A 26953-nucleotide genomic window follows, 5' to 3' on the forward strand; every position below is an offset into this window, starting at 1 on the left:
GTGCGCGCACCGCTGGCGAACCTCAAAACAATCGAGACGAATGGCTGGTGTAAAACGCGTGCGCGGTCGCCATTCGATCGTTTGCTATTTGCGCAGCAGACGCAAGCCATTGCCCACGACCAGCAAGCTCGCGCCGACATCGGCGAATACCGCCATCCACATGGTCCCGAGGCCCATCAGGGTCAGCACGAGAAACACGCTCTTGATGCCGAGCGCCAATGCAATGTTTTGCACCAGCACCGCATGCGTTGCCTTCGACAGGCGGATGAACGACGGAATCTTGCGCAGATCGTCGTCCATTAACGCGACGTCGGCGGTTTCGATGGCGGTGTCGGTGCCCATCGCGCCCATCGCGAAACCGATGTCGGCGCGCGCCAATGCGGGTGCATCATTAATGCCGTCGCCGACCATGCCCACGGTCGCGCCATTCGTCGACCATTGCGCGATGGCGCTCAACTTGTCTTCCGGCAACTGATTGCCGCGCGCTTCGTCGATACCGACCTGCTGCGCGATGGCGGACGCAGTGTGCGGGTTGTCGCCAGTGAGCATCGCGGTACTGACGCCCAGCCGCTGCAATTCGGCGATGGCAGCGCGGCTCGTCTCTTTCACCGTATCGGCGACTGCGAACAGCGCGAGCACGCGTTCGCTGTCGGCCAGCATCACGACGGTTTTGCCTTTCTGTTCGAGCGTATCCAGGCGTGCTTCAAGCGACGCAGAACAGCGTCCCAGTTCTTCGACCAGCCGATGATTACCGAGCCAGTACGACGCGCTTTCAATCTCGCCGCGCACGCCACGCCCGGCGAGTGCCTCGAAAGCATCGACTGGAAGATGGATGATGCCTTCGGCCTGAGCCGCTGTAGCAATGGCCATCGAAACCGGGTGGTCTGAGCGCCCGGCCAGACTCGCCGCGAGCGTCCGGTAACGGAGCGCATCGCCGTCGGCGCCAGAGGAGGCAAACGTCTCAAACTCTGTTTGCACCGGTTTGCCGTGAGTAATCGTGCCGGTTTTATCGAGTGCGAGGCGGCTCAGCTTGCGGCCTTGTTCGAGATAGGCGCCTCCTTTGATCAGAATGCCCTTGCGCGCGGCTGCAGCGAGCCCGCTGACGATCGTCACCGGCGTCGAGATCACGAGCGCGCACGGGCAGGCGATTACCAGCATCACCAGCGCCTTGTAGACCCACTCGTGCCACATTCCGCCGAACAGCAGCGGTGGCACGAGCGCAACCGCCAGCGCAATGGCGAATACGATCGGCGTATACACCCGCGCGAATTGATCGACGAAACGTTGGGTGGGGGCCTTGGTGCCTTGCGCCTCTTCGACCGCGTGGATGATCCGCGCGAGCGTCGTATTGCTGGCTGCCGCCGTGACCCGGTAGTCGAGCGAACCGGCCTGGTTGATCGTGCCGGCGAACACGGCATCGCCGATGGTCTTGTCGACCGGCAGGCTTTCACCGGTGATCGGCGCCTGATCCACGCTCGAACGACCCGCGACGATTTCGCCGTCGAGCGCGATCCGCTCGCCCGGTTTGACGCGGACCACCGCGCCGGGCGCAATCGCTTTGAGATCGGTGAGCTGCCAGCCGCCGTCGGGCTGCTGCACGCTGGCCTGCTCGGGCGTCAGTTGCATCAAACCCTGGATCGCGTTGCGGGCGCGGTCAAGCGACTTCGCCTCGATCAGTTCGGCGATCGTGAACAGCACCATCACCATCGCGGCTTCCGGCCACTGGCGCAGGGCCAGCGCGCCGGTCACGGCAATGCTCATCAACGCGTTGATGTTCAGGTTGCCGTTGCGGATCGCGAGCCAGCCCTTGCGGTACGTCGTGAGGCCGCAGGACGCAATCGCGACGATCGCCAGTGCCGCAGATACCCAGGCGGGTGCGCCGAGCCAGCCTGCGGCCTCTGAAGCGGCCGCAGCGACAACCGCGAAGGCCAGTGGCCACCACGGTTTGGGTTGCGCTTGCGGAGCGGCCGCTGACTGGTCGGCTTGACGGTCATCCGCAAGTTCGGGCGTGAAGTCGAGCGAGCGGAGCGCGGCGAGGATCGTGTCGAGCGCGTCGGGTGCGTGGACGACGGTCAACACCCGCTGCATCAGGTTGAAATCCATGCTGCGGACGGCCGGCATACGGCTGAATTTCTTGCGGATCAGCGCTTCTTCGGTCGGGCAATCCATCTGCATGATGCGGATGGCGGTACGCAAATCGCTGCCCACGGCTTCGGAGCGAGGCAGGCGCGTCGGCGCGGCAACGGTCGAGGCGGCGGTGCAGCAACCGGCATCGGCATGGTCGTGCGCGTGATCATGGTGATGGTCATGGTCGTGCCCGTGATCTTCATCAACCCCATGGCTACACCCCTGTTGGGGATGATGCTGATGGTCATGCCCCGCTACGGACACGTGCACATGCCGCCGCCGCTGCCCATCCTCTCCATGGCCGCCGCAGTCCGGCTTCTGGCCCTGAGCACTGGCGGGCCCATCGGCAGGGCGATCCTGTTCCCTTTCGAGATGGTTAACGTGACGCATAGTGGCTTCCTGGGTCGATTTGTGGTCTAGTAAACACCTTGAAGCCACTACAAGGTCAAGGTCGGCTTCAAGACCACCGCCGGGAGGGCTCATGAAAATCGGCGAATTGGCGAAAATCGCCCATTGCACGACTGAAACCATCCGTTTCTACGAAAAAGAGGGCCTGTTGGCCGAAGCGGAGCGTACCGAGGCCAATTACCGCAGTTACACGGCGAAGCACGTCGAAAGACTGCGTTTTATCCGCAATTGCCGAGCGCTCGACATGACCCATGACGAAATCCGCGCTCTGCTGCGTCTGACGGATGCACCGGCCAACGGCTGCGGCGGCATCAATGCGCTGATCGAAGAGCACATTGCACACGTCGACACCCGCATCAACGAACTAAAGCAGCTGAAAGTGCAGCTCACCACGCTGCGTGAGCAATGCCACGGCGAACAGAGCGTCGAGGACTGCGGCATCGTGCACGGTCTGACCGACATGGATGTCGCCGTGCCGCGTGCGCGGCATACGCATCTGGGTTGAAACGCTTTCCGCAGCCTGCAGCCGTAACTGAATTTCTGGCCGAGGCCGCGCATGGCCGGCCCGCCCAATCAACTATCGAATCCAGCTGGAGAATCAACGTGTTTACCTGTAGAAATCAGTCCTGCGACGCGCAGTGGGCGCTGTCGGACGTCGTCATCAAGAACGAAGGACAAGGGCTTCTGTTCCGTTGCCCGATGTGCGGCGCACGCAACTACGTCGAGCGTTTCGAAGGGGACGACGGCACGGTGCTGTACGAACAGCTTGATGGCCGTCCCGCCGACGGCCCGATGGCCGAATAATCTGAAGCCTTCAGCCGGCTCAGCCGCCCTAGCCCCTATCGAGCCCATCCTATGAACAGTCCCACCTCCGCTGGCGCGCCGTTTAGCGACTTATCGCTGCCGCCAGCGACCCTCGCGAACCTGTCGCAACTCGGCTATGTCGAGATGACGCCGATTCAGGCCGCGAGCCTGCCCATCGCGCTCGCCGGCCACGATCTGATCGCGCAGGCGAAAACCGGCAGCGGCAAGACCGCAGCGTTTTCGCTGGCGCTGCTCGCGCGCCTCGACGTACGCAACTTCGCCGTTCAGGCGATGGTGCTGTGCCCGACGCGCGAACTCGCCGATCAGGTCACGCAGGAAATCCGCCGCCTTGCGCGCGCGGAAGAAAACATCAAGGTGCTGACGCTGTGCGGCGGCACGCCGATGCGTCCGCAAACCGCAAGCCTCGAACACGGCGCGCACATCGTGGTCGGCACGCCGGGCCGCATCATGGATCACCTCGAGCGCGGCAGCCTGCCATTGCAGTCGCTGAACACGCTGGTGCTCGACGAAGCCGACCGCATGCTCGACATGGGTTTCTTCGACGACATCGCGACAGTGGTCAAGCAATGCCCGAAAGAACGGCAGACGTTGCTGTTTTCGGCGACGTACCCGGAAGGAATCGTCAAACTGAGCCAGCAATTCCTGCGCAATCCGAAGGAAGTGAAGCTCGCCGAACGGCACGACAACACCAAGATCCGTCAGCGCTTTTATGAAGTGGCCGAAGATGGCCGACTGCATGCGGTTGGCTTGCTGCTGAATCATTATCGTCCGGTGAGCACGCTCGCGTTCTGCAACACCAAGCAGCAATGCCGCGATCTGCTCGACGTGCTGCGCGCGCAGGGTTTTCATGCGCTTGCGCTGCATGGCGAACTCGATCAGCGTGAACGCGATCAGGTCCTGATCCAGTTTGCAAATCGTAGTTGCTCGGTGCTGGTGGCGACCGATGTCGCCGCGCGCGGTCTCGACATCGCGCAACTCGAAGCCGTGATCAACGTCGACGTGACGCCGGATCCGGAAGTGCACGTGCACCGTATCGGCCGCACGGGTCGCGCGGATCAGGAAGGTTGGGCACTGAGCCTCGCGAGCATGAACGAGATGGGCCGGGTCGGCAGTCTCGAACAGGCGCAAAAGCGCGAAGTCGAATGGCACAAGCTGTCCGAACTGACCGCTGCGAGCAACGAACGCCTGCTGCCGCCAATGGAAACGCTGCAGATTCTCGGCGGCCGTAAGGAAAAAATCCGTCCCGGTGACGTGCTCGGCGCACTGACCGGCGAAGCGGGCTTCGCCGGTTCGCAGATCGGCAAGATCAACGTGACCGAAATGTCGACCTACGTGGCGGTGGAGCGCAGCATCGCGCGCGACGCGCTGCGCAAGCTCAGCGCTGGCAAGGTGAAGGGCAAAAAGGTCAAAGTCCGCCTGATGGACGACGCCTGACACTTGACGCTTGACGCATGACAGGGGCGGCTGCATCCACGCAGCCGTCCCTTCAGGCAGACGCACGCATCACATTACGTCATACCTCCGCTGTTCGCCGCGTGTGTCACGCGAGTCGCTTTCCTCCCCGCAAGCCCCGATCCCACCTGTATTGCCCGCAACCGAACGGGGTCGCGCGAGCCATGACATAAACGCATGCCGCGCATGACAAAGTTTCGATTGTGAGCGTTCTTTGGCTGATGCCTAATCACCTCACCGGGATGGATTGCCGCGTAGTCGGCCGTCCGCGAGTCCCCTGCCGGATGGAGAAAGGGAGAAAGCCTTATGCAGAGCGCCACGCAAGCCCGCTCGAAACTGCCTGATGTAGGCACGACGATTTTTACCGTGATCGGTCAACTGGCCGCACAACACGATGCGCTGAACCTGTCGCAAGGCGCGCCGAATTTTGCGCCGGACACGAAACTGGTCGAGGGCGTCGCTCAGGCCATGCGCGCGGGTCACAATCAGTATTCGCCGATGGCCGGCATCTCCGCGCTGCGCGAAGCGCTCGCCGAGAAAGTCGAAACGCTCTACGGCGTGCGCTACGACCCGGAGAGTGAAGTGACCGTGATCGCCAGCGCGAGCGAAGGGCTGTATTCGACAATCAGCGCGTTGGTGCACCCCGGCGATGAAGTGATCTACTTCGAACCTTCGTTCGACAGCTATGCTCCGATCGTCCGTTTGCAGAGCGCGACGCCGGTGGCGATCAAACTCTCGTTGGACGATTTTCGCGTGAACTGGGACGAGGTCGCCGCCGCGATCACACCGAAGACGCGGATGATCATCATCAACACGCCGCACAATCCGACCGCGACGGTATTCAGCGAAGACGACATCGCGCGATTGAAAGCGATCACGCGTAATACCGATATCGTGATTCTCGCCGACGAGGTCTACGAACACGTCGTATTCGACGGCGCGAAGCATCAGAGCATGGCGTGCCACCCGGAGCTCGCGGAACGCAGTGTGATCGTGTCGTCGTTCGGCAAGTCTTATCACGTGACGGGCTGGCGTGTCGGTTATTGCCTCGCGCCTGCTGCATTGATGGACGAGATTCGCAAAGTTCATCAGTTCATGGTGTTTTCCGCCGATACCCCGATGCAGTACGCGTTCGTCGACGCATTGGCCAATCGCGAAAGTTATCTCGGCCTCTCCGCTTTCTATCAGCAGAAACGCGATCTGCTTGCGCATGCGTTGCGCGAGTCGCGTTTCGAGCTATTGCCGAGCGAAGGCAGCTTCTTCATGCTCGCGCGTTTTCGCGGCTTCTCTGACGAGAGCGATAGCGATTTCGTGTTGCGTCTGATCCGCGATGCGCGCGTTGCGACGATCCCGTTGTCGGCGTTTTACAGCGACGGCACGGATTCCGGTTTGATCCGCCTCAGCTTCTCGAAAGACGACGCGACGTTGATCGAAGGCGCGCGACGTTTGTGCGAGATCTGATCGTTCACCCGCGATCGAGATTCGCGCAGGCCGCATTTTTGAACGCGATATGATCGCCGCGCCTGGCGCCGCTAGCGCGGGTGTTAAAGAAAAATCGAAGAGAAAAGGGACCTGTTATGAAGTTGCTGAAGCCTCTATTGGCACTGGCCTGTGCATTCGCATCATTTGCCACGGTAGCCGCGGCGAACGCTGCCGATACCTCGACGCTGCGTTTCGGACTCGAAGCGCAGTATCCGCCGTTCGAATCGAAAGGCGCGAACGGTCAATTGCAGGGGCTCGATATCGATGTCGGCAATGCGGTCTGCGCCGCTGCGCATATGACGTGCAAATGGGTAGAAACCTCGTTCGATGGATTGATTCCCGCGCTACAAGGCCGCAAGTTCGACGCGATCAATTCGGCAATGAATGCGACCGAACAACGTCGCCAGGCCATTGATTTCACCACGATCGTGTATCGCGTACCGACGCAGTTGATCGCGCGGCGCGACAGCGGTTTGCTGCCGACGCCTGCTTCGTTGAAGGGCAAACACGTGGGCGTGTTGCAGGGATCGATTCAGGAAACCTTCGCGAAAACGCATTGGGAACCGGCGGGTGTGACTATCGTGCCGTATCAGGACCAGAATCAGGTTTATACCGATCTCCAGGCGGGCCGTCTTGATGCGACGCTTGTACTGGCGCCCGCAGGACAAACGGGTTTTCTGTCGAAGCCCGATGGCAAGGACTATGCGTTCGTCGGCCAGCCGGTGCGTGACGACCGGATTCTCGGTAGCGGGATCGCGTATGGAATTCGCAAAGGCGACACCGCGCTGCGCAACCAGTTGAACGCGGCGATCGCAAAAGTGCAGGCCGACGGCACCGTGAAGACGCTGGCTGCGAAGTATCTCGGCGATATCGATGTGAGCGCGAAGTAAGCTTATCGCGCGTTGGCTTGTTGTCGATGCATTTGACGACTACGATACGTAGGCTTCGCTGCAGCGAAGCCTACGCAACGATCGGAGAGCGCGCCAATGAGCGATGTAACGGTGACGGCGGCGTCATCGGCAGTTCACGCAAGAAATGCTTCTGCGCCGAAGTTCTGGCGCAGCGACGCATTGCCGTTCATCGAAGCGCGTTCCATCGAAGATGGCCGCGCAGTCTGCTACGCCAAACATTCGCACGAAACGTTTTCGATTGGCGCCGTCACGGGTGGCCGCAGCGTCTATGTGAATCGTCATACCCGCGAATGGGTCGGTGCGGGCGCGGTCGTCATGATGAATCCCGACGACGTGCATGCATGCAATCCTGTCGCCGACGAGCGTTGGTCGTATCTGATGCTGCATGTCGATGTCGCCTGGCTCGCGAATCTGCAACACGAACTGGGCTTCAGTAAGAACCACACATTTTGTGCGTTCTCTCAAACCATGACGCCGGATCCGGCGTTGTTCGACGGACTGAACCGCTTGCATGCGATTCTTGTCGACGTCGACGTCGACGTCGACGCCGACGCTGAAACACTGCGCAAGCAGAGCGCGGCCGTGACGTTTTTCTCTGCAGTGCAGCAGAAACTGAATCCCGCTTCCCTGCCGCCGGACGACGACGCTAGTCATCAACTCACGAGGGCGGCAGAATTCATAGCTGAAAACTGTACGCAATCGCTGACGCTCGACGATGTTTGCAAGGCTGCGGATCTGTCAGCGTCGCATCTGATTCGTGCTTTCAAACGACGCTACGGAATGACGCCTCACGCGTATCTGATCAATCGCCGCATTCAATACAGCCGCGAGCAACTCAGGCGCGGCCGTCTGATCGCCGACGTCGCGCTCGATGCCGGTTTCGCCGATCAGGCACATTTGCAACGCACCTTCAAACGGCTGGTCGCCGCAACACCCGGGCAGTACCGCAGGTGATCACGCTATCAGCAGATACAACGCGCTCGCTGCGAGCAACGCAGCCATCACGCGATTGAATAGCTGAACGCGTTTGGGCTCCTGCAAGTACTTACGCAGGAACGTGCCGGCGTACGCCCAACTCGCAATCGATAAATAGCAGACCACGAAGTACACGACGGTGAATTGCCAGACGAGGCCGCCGTCGCCACCGGCTGCATAGGCGCCCATGCCGGCCAGCGACGCCAGCCATGCCTTGGGATTAAGCCATTGCATCGCCGCGCCGTAAGCGAAGGAGGGGCCGCGAGACGGCTTGTCTGCACCGAGCTGACCGTTGTCGGCGGCGAGTTTATAGGCCATATAAAGCAGAAACGCGACGCCTGCCCATTTGACGATGTCGATCAGATTGGGAAAGTGGATAAGCAGTTCATGCAGGCTGAGGCCGATCAGCAGAAGCAATACCGTGAAGCCGACCGTCGCGCCGGTGACATGGCGCATGCTTGCGGCGAGTCCGTGTTGCGCGCCCGTACTGAGTGCAACGACATTCACTGGACCTGGCGTGATCGAACTGGCCAGCGCGAACGCGGCCATGGAAAGTAAAACAGTCATCTGATGCCTCGATACGTGAGTGCGCAGGATTGGCGACACTCAAAGGTATCGGGCAAAGGGCGGCGATGTATTGAACGAAATTGCTTTGTGAGCCGGTGCGCGTGCGGAACTGGCGTAAAAAAAGCCCGATCGCAAGGATCGGGCTTTCGAAGTTGCCAGGCGGTCTGCGCCTGAAATCCAGCTGTATTTTTAAGCGTGTTGCAGGCTGAATTCGGTCAGCGCGTTCGTCAACGTGGCGACTGCCTCTTCCGTTACCGCGTTATAAAGCGACGCACGCAGCCCGCCGATCGAACGATGTCCTTCCAGTCCGATGATGCCCTGTTCACGCGCCACGTGAATGAACTCTTCGCCAAGCCGCTCATCGCGGAACTTGAACGAGACGTTCATTTGCGAGCGCCAGCGAGGATCAGCGTGAATCGTCACGACCTCATTCAGAGCATCCAGTGTGTCATACAGGTGTTGAGACTTGCGTTCGTTAATGCTCTGCATTGCATGAAGCCCGCCAATGTCGTCGCGCAACCAGCGGGTGATCAACGTCAGCACGTAGATCGCAAATACCGGCGGTGTGTTGTAGTTCGAACCGTGCGATACGTGAGTGCGGAAATCGAGAATCGCCGGCAGCGTGTCCGGAATCCGTTCAAGCAAAGAACGTTTCACTACGGCTACCGTGACCCCTGCTGGCCCGAGGTTCTTCTGCGCGTGCGCGTAGATCATCGAGTAGGCGTCCGGGCTGATAGGCTTTGACAGAAAATCGGACGACATATCCGCGATCAACGGTACCCGGGGTGCTTTCTCGTAGACGGGAAATTGCAGCCCTTCGACAGTTTCGTTGGTCACATAGTGCAAATAGGCGGCCGAGTCGCTGATCGCCAGTTGATCCAGATCGGGCAAGCGCCGATAACCCGTCGTATGGCCGTCCCACGCAACTTTTCTGTCGGTCACTTTCGCGGCCTCTGAAGTCGCGCGACCGCTCCAGTAACCGGACGTCACGTACTCGGGCGGAGCGAATCCCTGACCGGCGAAATTCATCGGGATCATTGCGAATTGCAGGCTGCTGCCACCTTGCTGGAAGGTCACCGCGTACTCGTCGGAGATGCCTAGCAGGGCGCGCAGATTGTTCTCCGCTTCGTCCAGAATAGCGCGGAACCAGTCAGAGCGATGACTCATGCCGAGTACCGAAATGCCGGTGTCCGGCAACGCGGTAATGGCGATGCGCGTTTGCTCCAGCACCGATTCCGGGAGGGCTCCGGGACCACCGGAAAAATTCAATGCGTTCGACTTCACTGCGCCTCCGAAGCCATCAGTTGAATAGTGTTTGCGCTTGCAGCGGCGCTGCGCAGCATGTGATGAAACGCGTCTGCAACCCGGCGTACTTGCGGAAATTTGTAGGGGAAGATATCGGTATCGTCCATGTCGTGAATCACCATACCGGTGGCGATTTCGAATATGAGGAGGCGGCCGTCGCTCGTTTCCGCGCAGTCGAATCCGACATAGTCGAGGCCTGTTAATTCGGTGATGCTGCGGAACGCGTGATGATGGCGCACGGCGAAATCGTTATCGAACGTCGCCATGATTTGCGCTTCTTCTTCGCGCCGCTCCGCATGCGCGAGCATTTCCGCGTATGGGTAGTGAACCATCCAGTCCTTCGAAATGCCCATATGGCACACGAATGGCTTTCCGTCGACTATCACGATCCGGTACTTGCGAAACAGACCGTCAGTGCTGCTGTAATCGATGAACGGCGCCATGTAGTACTCACCCGCGTCAGACCCGGCCAGATAACGCGCGAGGTCCTCGGCGCCGGACACTTTGGCGAGACCTTGTCCCGCGTGCGAGCCTCGCGGGCGGATGATGAACGGATAGTGAGTGCCGAGTACTTCAGACAAGTCGAACGTGCCGGAGGCAGCTTGATTCACCCGCTCGCGGGACAGACGCACCGTGCGTGCCATGCAGATGCCGGGAACTGCACCTAGCAATGCATACGCTGCATCGCGTGTCGTCTTTGCGACATGTTCGGACCGGTTCAGCACGCGGCAACCGGTCTCGCCGGTCAGCGACGCGATCTGAGCGAGAACGTCGGCCGTTTCATCCGATGCACATGCGGCGACAAAGACGACATCGTGCGGCGGCAATGCGGTATTCGCCGGCGAGTTCGAGTCGACATAAAGCACTTCTATCTGCAGATCGGCGTTTTCAACCAGACACTCGAATGGCGTGTTTGCCATCAGATCGCCCGGCGCTTTGAGCACCAGCACTCTCACTGGAGCCTGGGCCGCCTGCGCATTCTTCAACCGGTAACGCCGTGTGATTTGCAGTGCCTGCTGCTGAACGGCAAGCGCTGCGGTCTTCTCGTATTTCAACTGCAGCACAAGCGAGAGATCGAGCAGTGCGTAGGGATCGTCGTGTTGTCGGGCGTGGTCGAGCAGACCCTCGCCGAGCGGCGTCAGATCGTTTCCAGCGGTGGCTGCGCGAAGCAGCGTCGCCAATCCGAGCGGCTGATATAGCCAGGGATGAGCGGCATCGCCCGTTAATTCAGTTTGAACAGTATTCATGATGGGCGCGTTTCAGTGGAGCACTACCCGGGGCGTAAGAAAGTATTCGGCTGTATCGCTCTTACGCGGAGTTCACTCGGTTATTGACGGTGAGCGATCGGTCCGTCTGTGCTTGCGTCACCTTCCGCAGGGAACGCGACAGTGCGCGACACGTTGATTGCAACGGACAGTCTGGCCGGGTTAGCACGCCGCTTTGCAATTGCCATACATTTTTCCTTCGATTAAGACGCCTGGATTCGCGTATCGGCGACGAGTCCGTCACGTCGTATTGAACCCACGGTATGAACCCATCATACGAGCGCAGCGGCGAAGCAAATGGGAGAAAAGAGGGGCGATTGGCTGCTTAATCAGGGGACTTTGGGGGTGGGGGTTTTTTCGGATGAGCAGCGAGGTGGTGTGCGGTTTCTTCGGCGCGATGGGGAGTGCCAGCTCAGGTTCGCAGATACCGCGCTGGTTTTGAAAGTCACAGTTCGTGCCGCAATTTGCTGAAGTACGGGCCGCGGTGATTTCATTTGCAGCGTGAAGGCGTTTGACGAAGGCGCGCGTTGGGCGAGCGCATCGACACGCAGTGATTAACCCGCGAACGCAGGGCCGACCCGAACAGAGACTGGATTGCCGCTGGATGCCAAAGACCAGCACAGTTCAGCGAACCCGGAAAAGCAAAAAGCCCGGTCAGCTTTCGCTAACCGGGCTTCAAAATGCTTGGTGGGGCGTGAGTGACTCGAACACTCGACCTACGGATTAAGAGTCCGCTGCTCTACCAACTGAGCTAACGCCCCCAACAGAAACGAGATTATGCAGTAACTCTCACGCGTTGCCAAGCCCCTTTAGCAGATTTCTTAAAAATATTTGCGGCGGCGCGTTCGAGCGCTTCCTCAATCGCTGCGAAGCGCCGAAGAGGGCGCTGGCGTCGCTGTCCCGGTATTATGTCGCGGACACCTTGCCGCACGAAGCGTCGCGCGGCGTTCGACCCGGGGGCTGCCATGGACGACAAAGAGATCAATGCGTTGCTCGACCGTATTCTCGCCCCGTGGGTCCGCGCGCTGACGCTGACTCCGGTCAAGGTGGACGAGGAGGGCGCGACGCTGCGCCTGCCGTTTTCGGGCGGCCTGCGCCATGCGGGCGGCGTGATCTGCGGGCAGGTGTTCATGGCCGCGGCAGATACGGCGATGATCGTCGCCATTTCAGCCGCGCTCGGCGGCTTCAAACCGATGAGCACGGTTTCACAAAACATCAACTTCATGCGCGCGGTCCGCAAGGGCGACGTGCTGATCACCGCCCGCGTGCTGCGCATGGGCCGCAATCTGGTGTTCGGCGAGGTCGAACTCTTCGACGAGACCGGCCATATGGCGGTCCATGCGACCACGACTTACGCGCTACTCGACTGAGATCCGAAAGCAGCGTAGCAAGCCGTATTCAGAGGAATAGGAAAATCAGGATGTTCGATCAGGTCGTTTTCGCGGGCGGCGGTAATCGCTGCTGGTGGCAGGCAGGTTTCTGGGACGTCGTGCAGCCGGAGTTGAACATCCGTCCGCGCGTCATCACCGGCATTTCAGCCGGCGCCGCCACTGCGTGCATGCTCTACACGCGCGACTCCGACTGGGTTATGCGCTACTACGAAGACGCGTTGCGCCACAACACCCGCAACGCTTATTGGGGCAACCTGCTGCGCGGCGAATCGGTGTTTCCTCACTACCGCATTTACCGGCAGGCGCTGCTCGATATCTATGGTGAGAAGTTTTCGACGCTCGCCGATGCGCCGGAAATCCGCATCGGCGTGTCGCATCTGCCGCGCTGGCTTGGCGCGCGCAGCGCGGTTGCAACGGGTCTGATTGCATACAACATCGAAAAATATGTGCGCAAGACGCTGCATCCGACCTTGGGTCAGACACTCGGCTTTCATCCGGAATTCGTGCGGGCTCAGGACTGCGCGAGTGTCGAGGACCTTGCCGACCTGATCCTGCAATCATCGAGTACGCCGCCTTTCACACCGGTTCTGCGGCGCAATGGCCGGCCGGTGCTGGACGGCGGGATGGTCGACAACGTGCCGGTCGGCGCGCTCGACGCCGATGCGCCAGGCAATGTGCTCGTGATGGTCACGCGTATTTATCCGCGTCCGCAGATGTTTGTCGTGCCGCACGGCGTGCAGCAACGGCTCTATGTGCAGCCGTCGCGCAAGGTGCCGATTTCGAGCTGGGATTACACCAGCCCTTCGCAGATGGTGCACGCGTACAACTTGGGCCGTGTCGACGGTGAGGGTTTTCTGGAGCGCGTGCCCGAGCTGCTGGAAGCCGGCGCGCATGCGGCGCGCTGACGTGAGTGGCGGCGCGGGTGGCTGGTTTCATTGGCGGGCGTTGAATTGCCGCCACCGCGAAGCTGGGCTACTTGCTGCGCGTTAAAGAAGCCGTGCAGCGGTGCGCATACGAATACGAATACTGAAAAGATAAGCACCGTCGCCAGGCGCGACGCTGAAAATACCAGCGCAGCCTGGCGCCAGTTGGCTAACTAGCCAGCATGCGACGCGCCACACGCCCCAAGAAATTACCGCCGACGCCCGCCCTGCAATGCCTCAGGATTCGCCACGCTCGTGGTATCGCCGGCATCGAACGCCAGGATGTTGTTGAAAGCCGCGGTGAAATATAGCTCGTAGCTCTCGCGTTCCACGTAGCCGATGTGCGGCGTGCAGATCACGTTTTCCATCCGCAGCAGGCTGTAGCCCTGCAGAATCGGCTCGCTTTCGTACACGTCGATCGCAACCATCCCCGGACGGTTGTGCGACAGCGCATTCACCAGCGCATTTTCGTCGAGCAGTTCGGCCCGGCTCGTATTCACGAGCAACGCGGTCGGCTTCATCCGCATCAGATCTTCCTGCTTGACGATGCCACGCGTGTCGTCGTGCAGACGCAGATGCAACGACAGCACATCGCTCTGTTCGAACAATTCTTCGCGGCTTTCGGCGACGCCGTAACCATCTGCGCGAGCAGCTTCACGCGAATGCTCGCGGCCCCAGATCAGCACGTTCATGCCGAACGCCTTGCCGTAGCCGGCGACCAGGCGACCAATCTTGCCGTAGCCCCAGATTCCCAGCGTCTGACCACGCAGCAATTGACCCAAACCGAAGTTCGGCGGCAGCGCCGACGTCTTCAGGCCGGACTGCTGCCAGGCTCCTTGCTTAAGGTTTGCCACGTATTGCGGAATCCGGCGTTGGGCCGCCATGATGAGAGCCCACGTCAGCTCAGCAGGTGCGAACGGCGAGCCGCTGCCTTCCAGCACGGCAATGCCGCGCTCAGTACAAGCCGCCAGATCGATGTGGCTGGACACTTTGCCGGTCTGGCTGATCATGCGCAAACGCGGCAATTTATCGAGCAGTTGCGAGTTGATGCGAGTGCGTTCGCGAATCAGGACGAGCGCGTCGACTTCGGAAAGGCGGCTTGCCAGTTGGCCAAGTCCCCGAACGGTGTTGTTGAAAACTTTGACTTCATGGTCAGCAAGCAATTGAAAGCAGTCGAGCTTACGAACGGCGTCCTGATAATCGTCGAGGATGGCAATCTTCATGGTATGTGTCTTGCGGCGCACCGTGACGGTGCGAAACGGAGTGTTATGCTGACTGTCCCACCATGTGACCCAGGTCACATGCCGGTCTGGCTGGATGCCTTACCGTAGAAGCTGCAAAGAACGGCAGCGCTACGTTATGGCCGATTGACATCGTTTTTAACAGTTTGTTGCGTGTTGAGGCAAGCCGCTTTACAGACGGTTGCAGAAGCCCCGTCAGCAGGCGTCTCCGCCCGACAAGCTGGTTGGCCCAGGTTGACCTGCGCAATTATGCGTCGAGTGGTGGAAACCTCGGCGCGAAGAATTGAATGCCTCTCGCATGCAGCGTCGCCGGGCTTGTACCGTTTTTCTATTGCTACAAAACGGAGACAAGTCGATGAATCATCCCTCATTCGAAGGACAGCCCACTATTGAGGCGCCCGCGTGGGTTAGACACCGAAAGCTGATCGACTGGGTCCAGCGGGTCGCCGCGAAGACCAAGCCGGACGGCATCGTCTGGTGTGACGGCTCGCAGGAGGAATACGACCGCCTGTGCGCACAGATGGTCGCGGCGGGCACCTTCACGAAGCTCAATCCCGCGAAACGTCCCAATTCCTACCTGGCATGCTCCGATCCTTCCGACGTCGCGCGCGTCGAGGATCGCACCTTCATTTGCTCGCAACGCGCGGAAGATGCCGGTCCCACGAACAACTGGATCGCGCCAGCCGAAATGCGGACTACGCTCGATGGCCTGTTCGACGGTGCGATGCGCGGCCGCACGATGTACGTGGTGCCGTTCTCAATGGGCCCGCTCGGATCGCCGATCGCACATATCGGCGTTGAATTGAGCGACAGCCCGTATGTGGTGACCAACATGCGCATCATGACGCGCATGGGGCGCAAAGTGTACGACGTGCTGGGCGAGGACGGTGAGTTCGTGCCGTGTGTCCATTCAGTCGGTGCGCCGCTGGCGGCGGGCGAGAAGGACGTCGCGTGGCCGTGCAACGAGACCAAGTACATCGTCCACTTTCCTGAATCGCGTGAAATCTGGAGCTATGGCTCGGGCTACGGCGGCAATGCGCTGCTCGGCAAGAAATGCTTCGCGCTGCGGATCGCGTCGACGATGGGCCGCGACGAGGGCTGGCTCGCCGAACACATGCTGATTCTGGGCGTGACGTCGCCGGAGGGGCGCAAGCATCATGTGGCGGCAGCATTTCCGTCGGCGTGCGGCAAGACCAACTTCGCGATGCTGATCCCACCGGAAGGCCTGAACGGCTGGAAGATTTCGACTATCGGCGACGATATCGCGTGGATCAAACCGGCTCAGGACGGCCGCCTCTACGCGATCAACCCCGAGGCTGGTTACTTCGGCGTCGCGCCGGGCACGAGCGAGAAGACCAACTTCAACGCGATGGCCACGCTGAAGGAGAACGTGATCTTCACGAACGTCGCGCTGACCGACGACGGCGACGTCTGGTGGGAAGGCATGACCGACGAGGCGCCCGCGCATCTGATCGATTGGCAGGGCAAGGACTGGACGCCGGCCAGTGCGAAGGAGAGCGGCCGCAAGGCCGCGCACCCGAATGCGCGCTTTACGGCGCCGGCCTCGCAATGTCCGTCGATCGACGCCGACTGGGAAAACCCAGCGGGCGTCGCGATCGACGCATTCATTTTCGGGGGCCGTCGTTCGACCACCGTGCCGCTCGTCACCGAAGCGCGCAACTGGGTCGAAGGCGTCTACATGGCGGCGACCATGGGTTCGGAAACGACGGCGGCCGCTGCAGGCCAGCAGGGCGTGGTGCGCCGCGATCCGTTCGCGATGCTGCCGTTCTGCGGCTACAACATGAGCGACTATTTCGCTCACTGGTTGAAAACCGGCGAACGTCTTGAACAACTGAACGCGACGCTGCCGAAAATTTTCTGCGTGAACTGGTTCCGCAAGGGCGCGGACGGCAAGTTCGTCTGGCCGGGTTTCGGCGAGAACATGCGCGTGTTGAGCTGGATGGTTGGGCGGATCGAAGGCACGACGCAGGGCGAGGAGCATGCGTTCGGCGTGTCGCCACACTATGACGACATCGACTGGAACGGTCTGAATTTCAGCCGCGAGCAATTCGAGCAGGTCATTTCCGTCGACGACGCAGCATGGCGCGACGAACTCGCGCTACACGCCGAGCTGTTTGACACCTTGAAACAAAAGCTGCCGCCAGCGCTGCAACACACCCGGCGCACGCTCGAAGGAAAGCTCATCGCGTAGCAAGGTGAGTATTCACTATCTAAAAAGACCGCCTTCGGGCGGTTTTTTCTTTGCGTTCTGTCCCCGAATGGCGATTTTTTCTGAATCCGCAATACCGAGACGACCTTTACGTCTATTCGCACAAAAAAGACAGTTTGCGGTGCAGTGCAGCAGATTGTTTCTTTTTTTCGATCAATCGAGGTTCATGCCCTACATTAGGGAGCAGAGTCGCACGAAAACTGACAATATTTAAGCCGTTGTGGGCAACTTATGCACGATTTCGCGAGTCGTAGGAGAATTCCAAGTTCGCTTCACTGGTTTTCACCAATTGTCAGGAAGCTGTAACACGGCAGGAGTTGTCCTATGGATCATTTGCAGTCGATGCGAGTTTTCGTCAAAGTGGCGGATCTCGGCAGTTTTGCCCGCGCTGCGAGCGCGATGGATATTTCCAACGCAGTTGCCACCCGTCACGTAGCCGACCTCGAAGGGCGTCTTGGTACGCGGCTGCTCAATCGCACAACCCGCAGCTTGTCTCTGACCGAATCGGGTCAGGTTTATCTCGAGCGCGCGCGCCAGATTCTCGACGAACTGGAAGACGTCGAACAGATGGTGGTCGCGCGCAATCACGAACCCGTCGGCACATTGCGGATCGTCGCGCCGGTGGTGTTCGGGTTGCATAATCTCGCGCCCGTGCTTCAAACGTACGCGGAGCGTTACCCGAAAGTTATCCCCGATGTCACGCTGGTCGATCGCCAGGTCGATCTGGTCGAAGAAGGTTTCGACGTTGGTGTAGTCATCGCGCGTCAAATGCGCAGCGCGAGCATCGTCACGCGACGTCTCACCACGGGTTGCATGACCGTGTGCGCGACGCCGGCGTATCTGGAGAAGCACGGCACGCCGACGCGTCCTGAGCATTTGCTGGAGCATCCGTGCTTGAGCCTGCCGTCGGAGTATTGGGGCGACGAGCGTGTATTCACGGGGCCGGAAGGTGAAGTGCGGGTGCGTCCGTCGAACGTGATCGTCGCGAACAACACGGAAATGCTGCGGCAGTTCGCGTTACTGGGCATGGGCATCGCGATTTTGCCGAGCTACCTGATTGGCCGCGATATGACGCGTGGTCGCCTCGTGCGTTTGCTCGGCGATTATCGTTTGCCGCAAGTCGAGATCAATATTGCGTATCCGAGCCGCCGTCACTTGCCGGCCAAGGTGCGTACGTTCATCGATCACCTGGTCGAGCATTTCAACCAGACGCCGAACAGTCTGCTTGGCGAACAATGGATCAAGGACGGTCTTGAGCGGCCCGCTACGTCGGCGTCGTACGATTCCACTGACTCGATGCCGCCGGAAGCGTTCGACGGCGCTGAGCCGTTGTCGCGACTGCTGGACAGCGAGTTGTCGCCCGTGTCGACGAATCTGGCGCAGTCGACGAATCGCACACGGCCCACGATTGTATCGCCGCTATAAGGGTTGGTCTGGCTGGCGTGTGGCGCTGGCGAGTATAAAAAAGGCGCAGTCACTTGAGGTGACTGCGCCTTTTTTCATGGCAAGTGCGAAAGAGCGAAAGCGTGAGCCGGGCAGCGGGCCGGAAGCGGATCGCGTTCCGGTTGCCGCCGTGTTCGGATCAAGATCCAGTCTTGCGCGCCACGGCCTTTTTAGCGGGTGCCTTCTTGGCGGCAGCGGTCTTGGTCGCGGGCGCCTTCTTGGCCGCCACTGTTTTCTTCGCCGCCACCTTCTTGGCCGCTGGCGCAGTTTTCACTGCGACTACTGCGCCGTCTTCGTCGGAATCAGACTCTGAATCCGATGCAGCCTTGGCCGAAGACTTGGCCGCCGCGGTCTTCGCAGCCGTCTTAGCCGACGGTTCCTTCTTTTCGAACTCGAAGCCGACCTTGCCGTCGGGCTGTCTGACCAGGAATGCTTTGAAGTTACGACCAGTACGCGACGACTTGAAGTTGGTCAGCAGATCCGTGCGACCCTCTTCGAGCAACTTCGCCATCTGTTCGCGAGCAATTTCCTGCTGCAGAATCACCTTGCCCGAGCGGAAGTCGCAAGTCTTCGGGTTGGCAACCGAGTTCTCGCAGACGTAGCTCATGCCGTGCTCGAACACGCGGCCTTTGCACTTCGGACACGCGCCGACCGGCTGCTGGTCGGAGAAGTCTGGCGGTTCGCCGTCTTCGCCGCCCGCATCCTGACCGAAGTCGAATTCGAGCTTGTAGTTCTTGATCTCGTCGTCGAGCGAGAGCTTCAGGATCGCCGAGAACGGACGGCCCATCTTGCTGCGGAAACCCGACAGCGGTCCGATCGTCTTGTTCTGCAGCAACTCTTCGACTTCCGGAATTTCGAACTGACGGCCGCCCGGAATCTTCGAGATCGAAAACTCGCATTTCGAGCAGGCAAAACGCCGGTAGTTTTCCTTCACCTGACCGCCGCAATGCGGGCAAGGTGTTTGCAACGTCGCGTAATCGCCCGGGATCGTGTCGGAATCGTATTCCTTCGCGCGTTTGACGATAGTCTGCGTCATGCGGGCGATTTCCTGCATGAACGCGTCACGAGGCAGGTTGCCACGTTCCATCTGCGAGAGCTTGTATTCCCACTCGCCAGTCAATTCCGGCGCGGTCAATTCTTTCACGCCGAGGCCGCGCAACAGCGTCATCAGCTGGAATGCCTTCGCGGTCGGAATCAGATCGCGGCCTTCGCGGATCAGATACTTTTCACCCAGCAGACCTTCAATGATGGCGGCGCGCGTAGCCGGCGTGCCGAGACCCTTGGCCGCCATCGCTTCGCGCAACTCGTCGTCTTCGACGAGCTTGCCCGCGCCTTCCATCGCCGACAGCAACGTCGCTTCGTTGTAGCGTGCGGGCGGCTTCGTCACCAGTTGCTGGGCGGCGATCTTGTCGGTCTTGACCTTTTCGTCCTTCTGCACCGGCACGAGGTTCGCGTCTTCACCGCTGATTTCGCGGCCATAGACCTGCAACCAGCCCGGTTCGACCAGTACCTTGCCTTCGGTCTTGAAGTGATGGCCGACCACTTCGGTGATCCGGGTGGTCACGCGATATTCGGCGGCCGGGAAAAATACCGACAGGAAGCGCTTCACGACCAGGTCGTACAGCTTCTGTTCCGGCTCGGACAGATTTTTCGGCGCCTGCGCCGTCGGGATGATTGCGAAGTGGTCGCTGATCTTCGAGTTGTCGAAGATGCGCTTGTTCGGCTTCACCCAGCCCTTGTCGAGCACCTGCTTCGCGAACGGCAGGTAGTTGTTGCTCTCCTTGAGCATGCCGAGCGTGTCCTTGACCGTATCCATATAGTCTTCCGGCAGCGCGCGAGCGTCGGTCCGGGGATAGGTCAGCACCTTGTGCTTTTCGTACAGCGCCTGGGCGAGGCCCAAGGTGTTCTTCGCGGAGAAGCCGAAGCGGCCGTTGGCCTCGCGCTGCAAACTGGTCAGGTCGAACAGGGCCGGCGAAAGTTGCGTGGACGGCTTCGATTCTTCGGTAACCGTGCCGATCTGGCCGCGGCACGCGGCAACGATCGTCTCGGCTGCAGGCAGCGCCCACAGACGCGAATCACGCTTTTCCGGATCGAACTCGTCGCGCTTGAATTTCGGGTCGAACCAGCGGCCTTCGTAGAAACCGTGCGCGCAGACGAACTCCGCCTTCACTTCCCAGTAATCGCGCGGCACGAAGCGGCGAATCTTTTCTTCGCGTTCGACGACGATAGACAGCGTCGGCGTCTGCACGCGCCCGACCGTGGTCAGGAAGAAGCCGCCGCCCTTGCTGTTGAACGCGGTCATCGCACGTGTGCCGTTGATGCCGACCAGCCAGTCCGCCTCCGAGCGGCAACGTGCGGCATCCGCGAGCGGCTGCATTTCTTCGTCGCTGCGCAGACGGGCGAAGCCATCGCGGATCGCGCCGGCCGTCATCGATTGCAGCCACAGGCGCTGCACCGGCTGCTTCGCTTTTGCGTGCTGCGCGATCAGGCGGAAAATCAGCTCACCCTCGCGCCCCGCGTCGCATGCGTTGATCAAACGGTCGACGTCTTTACGCTTGAGCAGCTTGGTCAGCACCTTCAGGCGCGACTCGCTCTTGGCGATCGGATTCAGATCGAAATGTGGCGGGATGACGGGCAGGTTGGCGAAGCTCCACTTGCCGCGCTTGACTTCGTAGTCTTCGGGCGCGGCAATTTCCAGCAAGTGGCCGACTGCCGAGGAAAGGACGTAGTCGTCGCTTTCGTAGTATTCGTCATGCTTGGTAAAGCCGCCCAAAGCGCGCGCGATGTCGTTCGCGACGGAAGGCTTTTCGGCGATGATCAGTGCTTTGGACATGACTCGATGTGAGGTTGGTAGATCCGGGTTGATGGCCTTGAGTGCGCTTTTGCTAGCGCGACCCTCGTTTGCGACCTTTGCGACCCATTAACGACCGCTTTATAGCACACGGCGCGAAGGCGGCGTGTCAAGTGCCATAAAAAGCGCGCCATCATCATTGCGCGCTCTGTCGTTGGGCAAGCAGCGCCAAACGCGCCGCGCGCTGTCTCGTGCAGCGCTTGCTGCGTCTCGTGCGGTAAAGCGCGAACGCTCACCGACGGCCGCTCTAGGCAACCGTTAGCGCGGGCCGCAGCTTGGGCGCACCGCTGACGCCCGGTACGGCCGTCAGGTCCGACAACATCCGTTCAACAATCGACGCCTGTGGCAAAACCGTACCGAAAAAACGTGTCGTAACCGAGTCTTCTATCAGGATGGTGGGGAAGTTCTCGACATCGAGATCGTCGAAGCGATCCGCATGGTTCTCGATGTCGATCCATGCGAAACAGATATCTGGATGCCGGTCAGCCAACTTGTCGAAAGCATCCCGATAGTCACGGCAGGTGCCGCACCACTCCGCGCACAGGCAGGCAACGAACAGCGTGTCGGGTTCGTTGACGCGCTCGGCAATCCGGTCTTGATCGGTGTCGAGGTTCAGCGCGGGCATGGGGCGTTTTCCTTGGATACTTTGTTCAGGTGCTTTGGCGCGAATGTAGCATGGCGCATCTGTCAGGGTGGTCAACCCTGATCGATGCGGGGTTGGTTTCGACTCGTGCGGACGAAGCGGCCGCCGGGCAGAACCGTCACCTGGCCGGATAGTTCGAGTTGAAGCAGGGTGGTTTGCAAGGTTGCGTCCCCCATCTCGGTGCGGGTGGCGAGAATTTCAAGCGTGGTGGGTGAATGGCCGAGCGCAGCGAGGAGACGCTGGGCCTCGGGAGCGGCGGATTGTGGGACTGGCTGAGGCTCAAGCCCCTCTTTCAACGCCGGCACCTGGCCGAACGCAGGCGCAATCGCCAGTTCACCCTGAACGCCGGCCGAGGCGGCGGCTGCAGTCGAGCGCCGTGAATGAGCGGCTTCCCAAGGAAGCGCTCTCTTCGAGGCTCGCGCGGCACTGGCAACAGGCCGCCGCGCAAAACCAAGTTCCTCGAGCACCTCATCGGACGTTTCCACCAGTTTTGCCCCTTGTTTGATGATCCGATGACACCCGCGCGACAGCGGCGCGTGAATCGACCCAGGCAACGCAAAAATATCGCGTCCCATTTCATTGGCGAGCCGGGCCGTGATCAGCGAGCCGGAACGCATCGCAGCCTCGACAATCACGACACCGCTGACAAGCCCTGCGATTAACCGGTTCCGCTGCGGAAAATTGGCGGCGCGTGCCGGCGTGCCAAGCGGCCATTCCGACAGAATGGCGCCCTGCACTGCAATTTGCCGCGCCAAAGCATGATGCGCCGCCGGATACACGAGGTCCGCGCCCGTGCCGATCACGGCGACCGTGCCGCCAATGCCTTCCAGACCACCGCGATGCGCCGCGCCATCAATGCCAAGCGCCAGACCCGACACGACGGTGACGCCCGCCGCGGACAATTCGCGCGCAAACCGCTCTGCGTCTTCGACACCCTGCGGCGTCGCGCTGCGGCTACCCACAAGGGCGACCGCCCGGTTATGCAACAGATCGAGCCGGCCCTTTATATATAGCAGCGGTGGCGGATCGGGCATGGTCAGCAGCGCTGGCGGGTAAGCGGGGTCGTCGAGCGTCACGACCTGATTGCCGGGTTGTTCTCTCCACGCGATCACAGCATCGAGTTGAGCGTCGAATTCGGGACCTGCAGGAGCCAGAGCGGCGCGTGCCGCAGCGTCGCCAGCGACCGCCGCGAGCGCCTCCTGGGTCTGGCCAAAAATCGCTTCGGGCAGCCCAAAAGCGCTGAGCAGCAGACGTAGCGCAGCGGGTTTGAGCCCCGGTGCAAACGACAGCCGCAGCCACGCGGCAAGTTCGGGATAGGTTGCGGGGAGGGTGTGCATTGCGGGTCGCTCCTCTTGCAGGGCCTGCGGGCAGGCGGGCGCCATGCTAAAATTTTCATCATCCGAAATAACTGCAGCGCCGCGCCCACCCGCGCGGGCCCGTCGTCTAGCGCAAGTGGCGCGTTGAATCGAACTGGTTCGACACCATCTATCCTCGGCGTATTGCGACGGGCTCACAACCTGGCCGAATGGCCAACGCGAGCCTTCTTCCGGTCAGCGGCGCCTAAAAACACACTCAAGATCATGGCTTTACTGAATATCCTCAATTACCCGGACAAACGGCTGCACAAGATCGCGAAGCCGGTCGAGAAGGTCAACGACCGCATCCGCCGTCTCGTCGCCGATATGGCGGAAACCATGTATGCGGCGCCCGGCGTCGGTCTTGCCGCGACCCAGGTGGACGTGCATGAGCGCGTGATCGTGATCGACGTGTCGGACACGCATAACGAGTTGCTCGCGTTCATCAACCCGGAAATCATCTGGTCGAGCGACGAGAAGAAGCTGAATGAAGAGGGCTGCCTCTCGGTGCCGGGCATTTACGACAACGTCGAGCGCGCCGAGAAAGTGCGCGTGCGCGCATTGAACGAGAAGGGCGAGACCTTCGAGCTGGACTGTGACGGGCTGCTCGCCGTGTGCATCCAGCACGAAATGGATCACCTGATGGGCCGCGTGTTCGTCGAGTACCTGTCGTCGCTGAAGCAAACGCGCATCCGCAGCAAGATGAAGAAGCTCGCCCACGCAATGTAATGCGCGGCCACCTCGTCTACTGTTCCCGTTCATGAGCCATTCGTTGCGCGTTATTTTTGCCGGCACGCCGGAGTTCGCCGCGGCCGCGCTGGCCGCGATTCACAGTGCCGGTTTTCCGGTGCCGCTCGTGCTGACCCAGCCCGACCGGCCTGCCGGGCGCGGCATGAAATTGCAGGCGAGCCCGGTCAAGCGTTACGCGCAGGAGCACGGTCTCGCGGTTGCGCAGCCGACTTCGCTGCGTCGCGCTGGCAAATATCCGGAGGAAGCCACGGCTGCTATCGACCAGCTGCGCGCCACGCCGCACGACGTGATGGTAGTGGCGGCTTACGGCCTGATCCTGCCGCAGGAAGTGCTCGATATTCCGCCGCTCGGCTGCATCAACATTCACGCTTCTTTGTTGCCGCGCTGGCGCGGCGCCGCGCCGATTCATCGTGCGATCGAAGCGGGTGACGCCGAAACCGGCATCACGCTGATGCAGATGGACGTCGGCCTCGACACCGGCGCGATGATCTCTGAAGCGCGCACCCCCATTTCCGCCGACGACACCACCGCGACCCTGCACGACCGGCTCGCGCAAGACGGCGCGAAACTGATCGTCGAAGCGCTGCTCGAACTCGAACGCAGCGGCAAGCTGGCTTCGACTCCGCAGCCGGCCGACGGCGTGACGTACGCGGAAAAGATCGGCAAACACGAAGCTGCGCTCGACTGGCGCAAACCCGCCGAGGTTCTCGCGCGCCAGGTTCGCGCGTTCGACCCATTCCCCGGCGGCGTGGCCACGCTTGAGGACGGCAGTTCGGTCAAGATCTGGGCGGCAGTACCTTCAACGGCCCATGGCAACGGCACTCCAGGCACGATCGCCGAAGTCTCTGCCGAAGGCGTCGTAGTCAACTGTGGCGAAGGCGCGCTGCGTCTCACGCAATTGCAGAAACCCGGCGGCAAGCGCCTGCCGGTGCGCGAATTCCTCGCCGGCTCCACGTTGGCCAACGGACAGCGTTTCCGGCTTCCCGAAGTAAATTAACCGAGTTGCCCCTGTCTGACCATCGTCCGATCGGACGATGGTCACTGCACCCGCCTCGAGGCTTGCCGCGCGTTAGAATCCTTCATGCAACAGCTTATGTTTTGAGGATTCCAATGTTCGGCATTACCCATTTCGAGTTTTTCATCGTCGCGGTGTTTCTTTTGAACGTGACGCCCGGCCCCGACACGGCTTATATCGTGGGGCGCAGCGTCGCCCAGGGGCGCGGCGCAGGCCTGATGTCGGCACTGGGCATCTCGGCAGGTTGCTGTGTGCATTCGCTGGCCTGTGCGTTCGGCCTGACTGCGCTGCTGGCCGCGTCGACCACGGCGTTCACCGTCATCAAATTCATCGGCGCGATTTATCTGATGTATCTCGGCGTGCGGCTGATTTTCGCCAAGTCTTCAGCAGACGACGCAAACACGGCAGCAGCCGGCGAAGCGCGCGCAGCCGGCGCACCCAAGTCGCTCAGGCAGTTGTTCCTGCAAGGTTTCTGGACCAATGTGCTGAACCCGAAGGTCGTGCTGTTCTTCGTGTCGTTCTTTCCGCAATTCGTCACGACCGGCAGCGATCATAAAACCTTCGCGTTCCTCACCCTCGGCGCGGTGTTCGTGCTGATGAGCATGATCTGGAACAGCTTTGTCGCGTGGATCGCAGGAAGCGTGACGCAGCGTTTCTCCGGCAAGCCGTCGATGAAGAAATGGCTGGATCGCGGTGTAGGCAGCGCGTTCGTCGGACTGGGCATCAAGCTCGCCACCGCCTCAAGATAATTGAATTTTCTGCATCCGACCATATCTAACAGTTCGCTTACAATCGGGCGCCGCGATCACGCGGCGCAGATATGAAGCCCGTACTTAGGGCAAGGAGTAGCAAACATGTTTAATTGGGTCAAAACCGCGATGTTGATGGCCGCGATCACGGCCCTTTTCATCGTGATTGGCGGGATGATAGGCGGGTCGCGCGGCATGATGATCGCGCTCGTGATCGCCCTCGGAATGAATTTCTTCTCGTACTGGTTTTCGGACAAGATGGTTCTGCGCATGTACAACGCGCAGGAAGTCGACGAAAACAGCGCGCCGCAGTTCTATCGCATGGTGCGCGAACTGGCCACGCGCGCGAATCTGCCCATGCCGCGCGTCTACCTGATCAACGAAGACGCGCCGAACGCGTTTGCCACGGGGCGTAATCCGGAGCATGCAGCGGTTGCTGCCACCACCGGTATTCTGCGGGTGTTGTCCGAGCGTGAAATGCGCGGCGTGATGGCGCACGAACTGGCGCACGTGAAGCACCGCGACATTCTGATCTCCACCGTGTCGGCGACCATGGCCGGAGCGATTTCCGCGCTGGCGAACTTTGCGATGTTCTTCGGTAGCCGTGATGAAAACGGTCGTCCGTCAAATCCGATTGCCAGTATCGCCGTCGCGTTGTTGGCGCCGATCGCCGGCGCGCTGATCCAGATGGCGATTTCGCGTGCGCGAGAGTTCGAAGCGGACCGCGGCGGCGCGCAGATTTCCGGCGACCCGCAAGCGCTCGCTTCGGCGCTCGACAAGATCCATCGCTATGCGAGCGGTATTCCGTTCCCTGTGGCCGAGCAGCATCCAGCCACCGCGCAGATGATGATCATGAATCCGCTATCGGGTGGCGGTATCGCAAATCTGTTTTCGACGCACCCGGCCACTGAAGAACGCGTCGCGCGTTTGATGGAAATGGCGCGCACGGGGCGCTTCGACTAAACGCCGGCACTTCAAAAAGCTTCACCGGCAGTTCACGACGCTCTCACACAGCGTTGGCGTGAAGCAACGAAAAGGCGAGCCT

Annotated in this window: 23 protein-coding genes and 1 tRNA gene; 15 read left to right on the forward strand and 9 right to left on the reverse strand. The window is 60.7% G+C overall.

The annotated features are described in order from the left end of the window. Positions 1–84 precede the first annotated feature (84 nt). Complete coding sequence (locus LMG28727_RS17965) at positions 85–2175, reverse strand: heavy metal translocating P-type ATPase (protein WP_201643744.1); 2091 nt, start codon at positions 2173–2175, stop codon at positions 85–87. Here LMG28727_RS17965 and LMG28727_RS17970 point away from each other — a divergent pair. The 7 genes from LMG28727_RS17970 (at position 2062) to LMG28727_RS18000 (ending at position 8159) form a co-directional block, all read left to right on the forward strand. Next, positions 2062–2547, forward strand: a complete 486-nt coding sequence (locus tag LMG28727_RS17970; protein WP_201643748.1) for a hypothetical protein — start codon at positions 2062–2064, stop codon at positions 2545–2547. The two genes, LMG28727_RS17965 and LMG28727_RS17970, sit on opposite strands and share 114 nt — an antisense overlap. A gap of 61 nt (positions 2548–2608) precedes the next feature. After that, positions 2609–3040, forward strand: coding sequence for a Cd(II)/Pb(II)-responsive transcriptional regulator (gene cadR, locus LMG28727_RS17975; RefSeq protein ID WP_201643641.1), 432 nt, complete (start codon positions 2609–2611; stop codon positions 3038–3040). 98 nt (positions 3041–3138) lie between these two features. Continuing rightward, positions 3139–3339: a hypothetical protein gene (locus LMG28727_RS17980; protein WP_201643745.1), complete on the forward strand. Its 201-nt coding sequence runs from the start codon at positions 3139–3141 to the stop codon at positions 3337–3339. 51 nt (positions 3340–3390) lie between these two features. Beyond that, on the forward strand, positions 3391–4794 hold the full coding sequence (dbpA, locus tag LMG28727_RS17985; protein WP_201643642.1) for an ATP-dependent RNA helicase DbpA: 1404 nt from the start codon (positions 3391–3393) through the stop codon (positions 4792–4794). A 324-nt stretch (positions 4795–5118) separates the two neighbouring features. Beyond that, complete coding sequence (locus LMG28727_RS17990; protein WP_201643643.1) at positions 5119–6273, forward strand: pyridoxal phosphate-dependent aminotransferase; 1155 nt, start codon at positions 5119–5121, stop codon at positions 6271–6273. Between the two features lie 116 nt (positions 6274–6389). Continuing rightward, positions 6390–7184: an ABC transporter substrate-binding protein gene (locus LMG28727_RS17995; RefSeq protein ID WP_201643644.1), complete on the forward strand. Its 795-nt coding sequence runs from the start codon at positions 6390–6392 to the stop codon at positions 7182–7184. 96 nt (positions 7185–7280) lie between these two features. Continuing rightward, positions 7281–8159 (forward strand): helix-turn-helix transcriptional regulator, encoded by an 879-nt coding sequence (locus LMG28727_RS18000; protein ID WP_201643645.1) that lies wholly within the window; start codon positions 7281–7283, stop codon positions 8157–8159. Here LMG28727_RS18000 and LMG28727_RS18005 read toward each other — a convergent pair whose 3' ends face one another. From LMG28727_RS18005 to LMG28727_RS18020, 4 genes are all read right to left on the reverse strand, one after another. Then, positions 8160–8747 carry a LysE family translocator gene (locus tag LMG28727_RS18005; protein ID WP_201643646.1) on the reverse strand — a complete coding sequence of 196 codons (588 nt, stop codon included), beginning with the start codon at positions 8745–8747 and terminating at the stop codon, positions 8160–8162. A 189-nt stretch (positions 8748–8936) separates the two neighbouring features. Further along, positions 8937–10031 (reverse strand): phosphoserine transaminase, encoded by a 1095-nt coding sequence (locus LMG28727_RS18010; RefSeq protein WP_201643647.1) that lies wholly within the window; start codon positions 10029–10031, stop codon positions 8937–8939. Beyond that, entirely contained in the window at positions 10028–11299 is a 1272-nt protein-coding gene (locus LMG28727_RS18015) for an ATP-grasp domain-containing protein (RefSeq protein ID WP_201643648.1), read from the reverse strand. The genes LMG28727_RS18010 and LMG28727_RS18015 overlap by 4 nt, the downstream gene beginning before the upstream one ends. A gap of 703 nt (positions 11300–12002) precedes the next feature. Next, positions 12003–12078: transfer RNA gene (locus LMG28727_RS18020), tRNA-Lys, on the reverse strand. Positions 12079–12282: 204 nt separating this feature from the next. On the opposite strand from LMG28727_RS18020, the gene LMG28727_RS18025 reads away from it, so the two are divergent. Together LMG28727_RS18025 and LMG28727_RS18030 are read left to right on the forward strand one after the other, a co-directional pair. Beyond that, positions 12283–12687 (forward strand): PaaI family thioesterase, encoded by a 405-nt coding sequence (locus LMG28727_RS18025; protein WP_201643649.1) that lies wholly within the window; start codon positions 12283–12285, stop codon positions 12685–12687. Positions 12688–12737: 50 nt separating this feature from the next. Continuing rightward, entirely contained in the window at positions 12738–13613 is an 876-nt protein-coding gene (locus tag LMG28727_RS18030; protein ID WP_201643650.1) for a patatin-like phospholipase family protein, read from the forward strand. Between the two features lie 227 nt (positions 13614–13840). On the opposite strand, the gene LMG28727_RS18035 is transcribed toward LMG28727_RS18030, so the two are convergent. Then, on the reverse strand, positions 13841–14854 hold the full coding sequence (locus LMG28727_RS18035) for a D-2-hydroxyacid dehydrogenase family protein (protein ID WP_201643651.1): 1014 nt from the start codon (positions 14852–14854) through the stop codon (positions 13841–13843). 373 nt (positions 14855–15227) lie between these two features. On the opposite strand from LMG28727_RS18035, the gene LMG28727_RS18040 reads away from it, so the two are divergent. Together LMG28727_RS18040 and LMG28727_RS18045 are read left to right on the forward strand one after the other, a co-directional pair. Continuing rightward, entirely contained in the window at positions 15228–17084 is a 1857-nt protein-coding gene (locus LMG28727_RS18040) for a phosphoenolpyruvate carboxykinase (GTP) (RefSeq protein WP_201643652.1), read from the forward strand. Positions 17085–17426: 342 nt separating this feature from the next. After that, positions 17427–18527, forward strand: a complete 1101-nt coding sequence (locus tag LMG28727_RS18045) for a LysR family transcriptional regulator (RefSeq protein ID WP_201643653.1) — start codon at positions 17427–17429, stop codon at positions 18525–18527. Between the two features lie 157 nt (positions 18528–18684). Here LMG28727_RS18045 and LMG28727_RS18050 read toward each other — a convergent pair whose 3' ends face one another. The 3 genes from LMG28727_RS18050 to dprA form a co-directional block, all read right to left on the reverse strand. Beyond that, a complete protein-coding gene (locus LMG28727_RS18050) occupies positions 18685–21378 on the reverse strand; it encodes a DNA topoisomerase III (protein ID WP_201643654.1) in 2694 nt (897 codons plus the stop codon). A 265-nt stretch (positions 21379–21643) separates the two neighbouring features. Beyond that, the gene (locus tag LMG28727_RS18055; RefSeq protein ID WP_201643746.1) at positions 21644–22021 is read right to left on the reverse strand and encodes a thioredoxin family protein; all 378 of its coding nucleotides are present in this window, start codon (positions 22019–22021) and stop codon (positions 21644–21646) included. 71 nt (positions 22022–22092) lie between these two features. Then, entirely contained in the window at positions 22093–23376 is a 1284-nt protein-coding gene (dprA, locus tag LMG28727_RS18060) for a DNA-processing protein DprA (RefSeq protein WP_201643655.1), read from the reverse strand. A 243-nt stretch (positions 23377–23619) separates the two neighbouring features. Here dprA and def point away from each other — a divergent pair, with 243 nt between their 5' ends. From def to htpX, 4 genes are all read left to right on the forward strand, one after another. After that, positions 23620–24123 (forward strand): peptide deformylase, encoded by a 504-nt coding sequence (gene def / locus LMG28727_RS18065; RefSeq protein WP_201643656.1) that lies wholly within the window; start codon positions 23620–23622, stop codon positions 24121–24123. Positions 24124–24154: 31 nt separating this feature from the next. Beyond that, positions 24155–25141 carry a methionyl-tRNA formyltransferase gene (gene fmt, locus LMG28727_RS18070; RefSeq protein WP_201643657.1) on the forward strand — a complete coding sequence of 329 codons (987 nt, stop codon included), beginning with the start codon at positions 24155–24157 and terminating at the stop codon, positions 25139–25141. A gap of 113 nt (positions 25142–25254) precedes the next feature. Further along, the gene (locus LMG28727_RS18075) at positions 25255–25908 is read left to right on the forward strand and encodes a LysE family translocator (protein WP_201643658.1); all 654 of its coding nucleotides are present in this window, start codon (positions 25255–25257) and stop codon (positions 25906–25908) included. Positions 25909–26013: 105 nt separating this feature from the next. Continuing rightward, complete coding sequence (gene htpX, locus LMG28727_RS18080) at positions 26014–26871, forward strand: zinc metalloprotease HtpX (RefSeq protein WP_074762672.1); 858 nt, start codon at positions 26014–26016, stop codon at positions 26869–26871. Positions 26872–26953 lie beyond the last annotated feature (82 nt).

Origin of the sequence: Paraburkholderia metrosideri (assembly GCF_904848625.1) — a bacterium.
Classification (GTDB): domain Bacteria; phylum Pseudomonadota; class Gammaproteobacteria; order Burkholderiales; family Burkholderiaceae; genus Paraburkholderia; species Paraburkholderia metrosideri.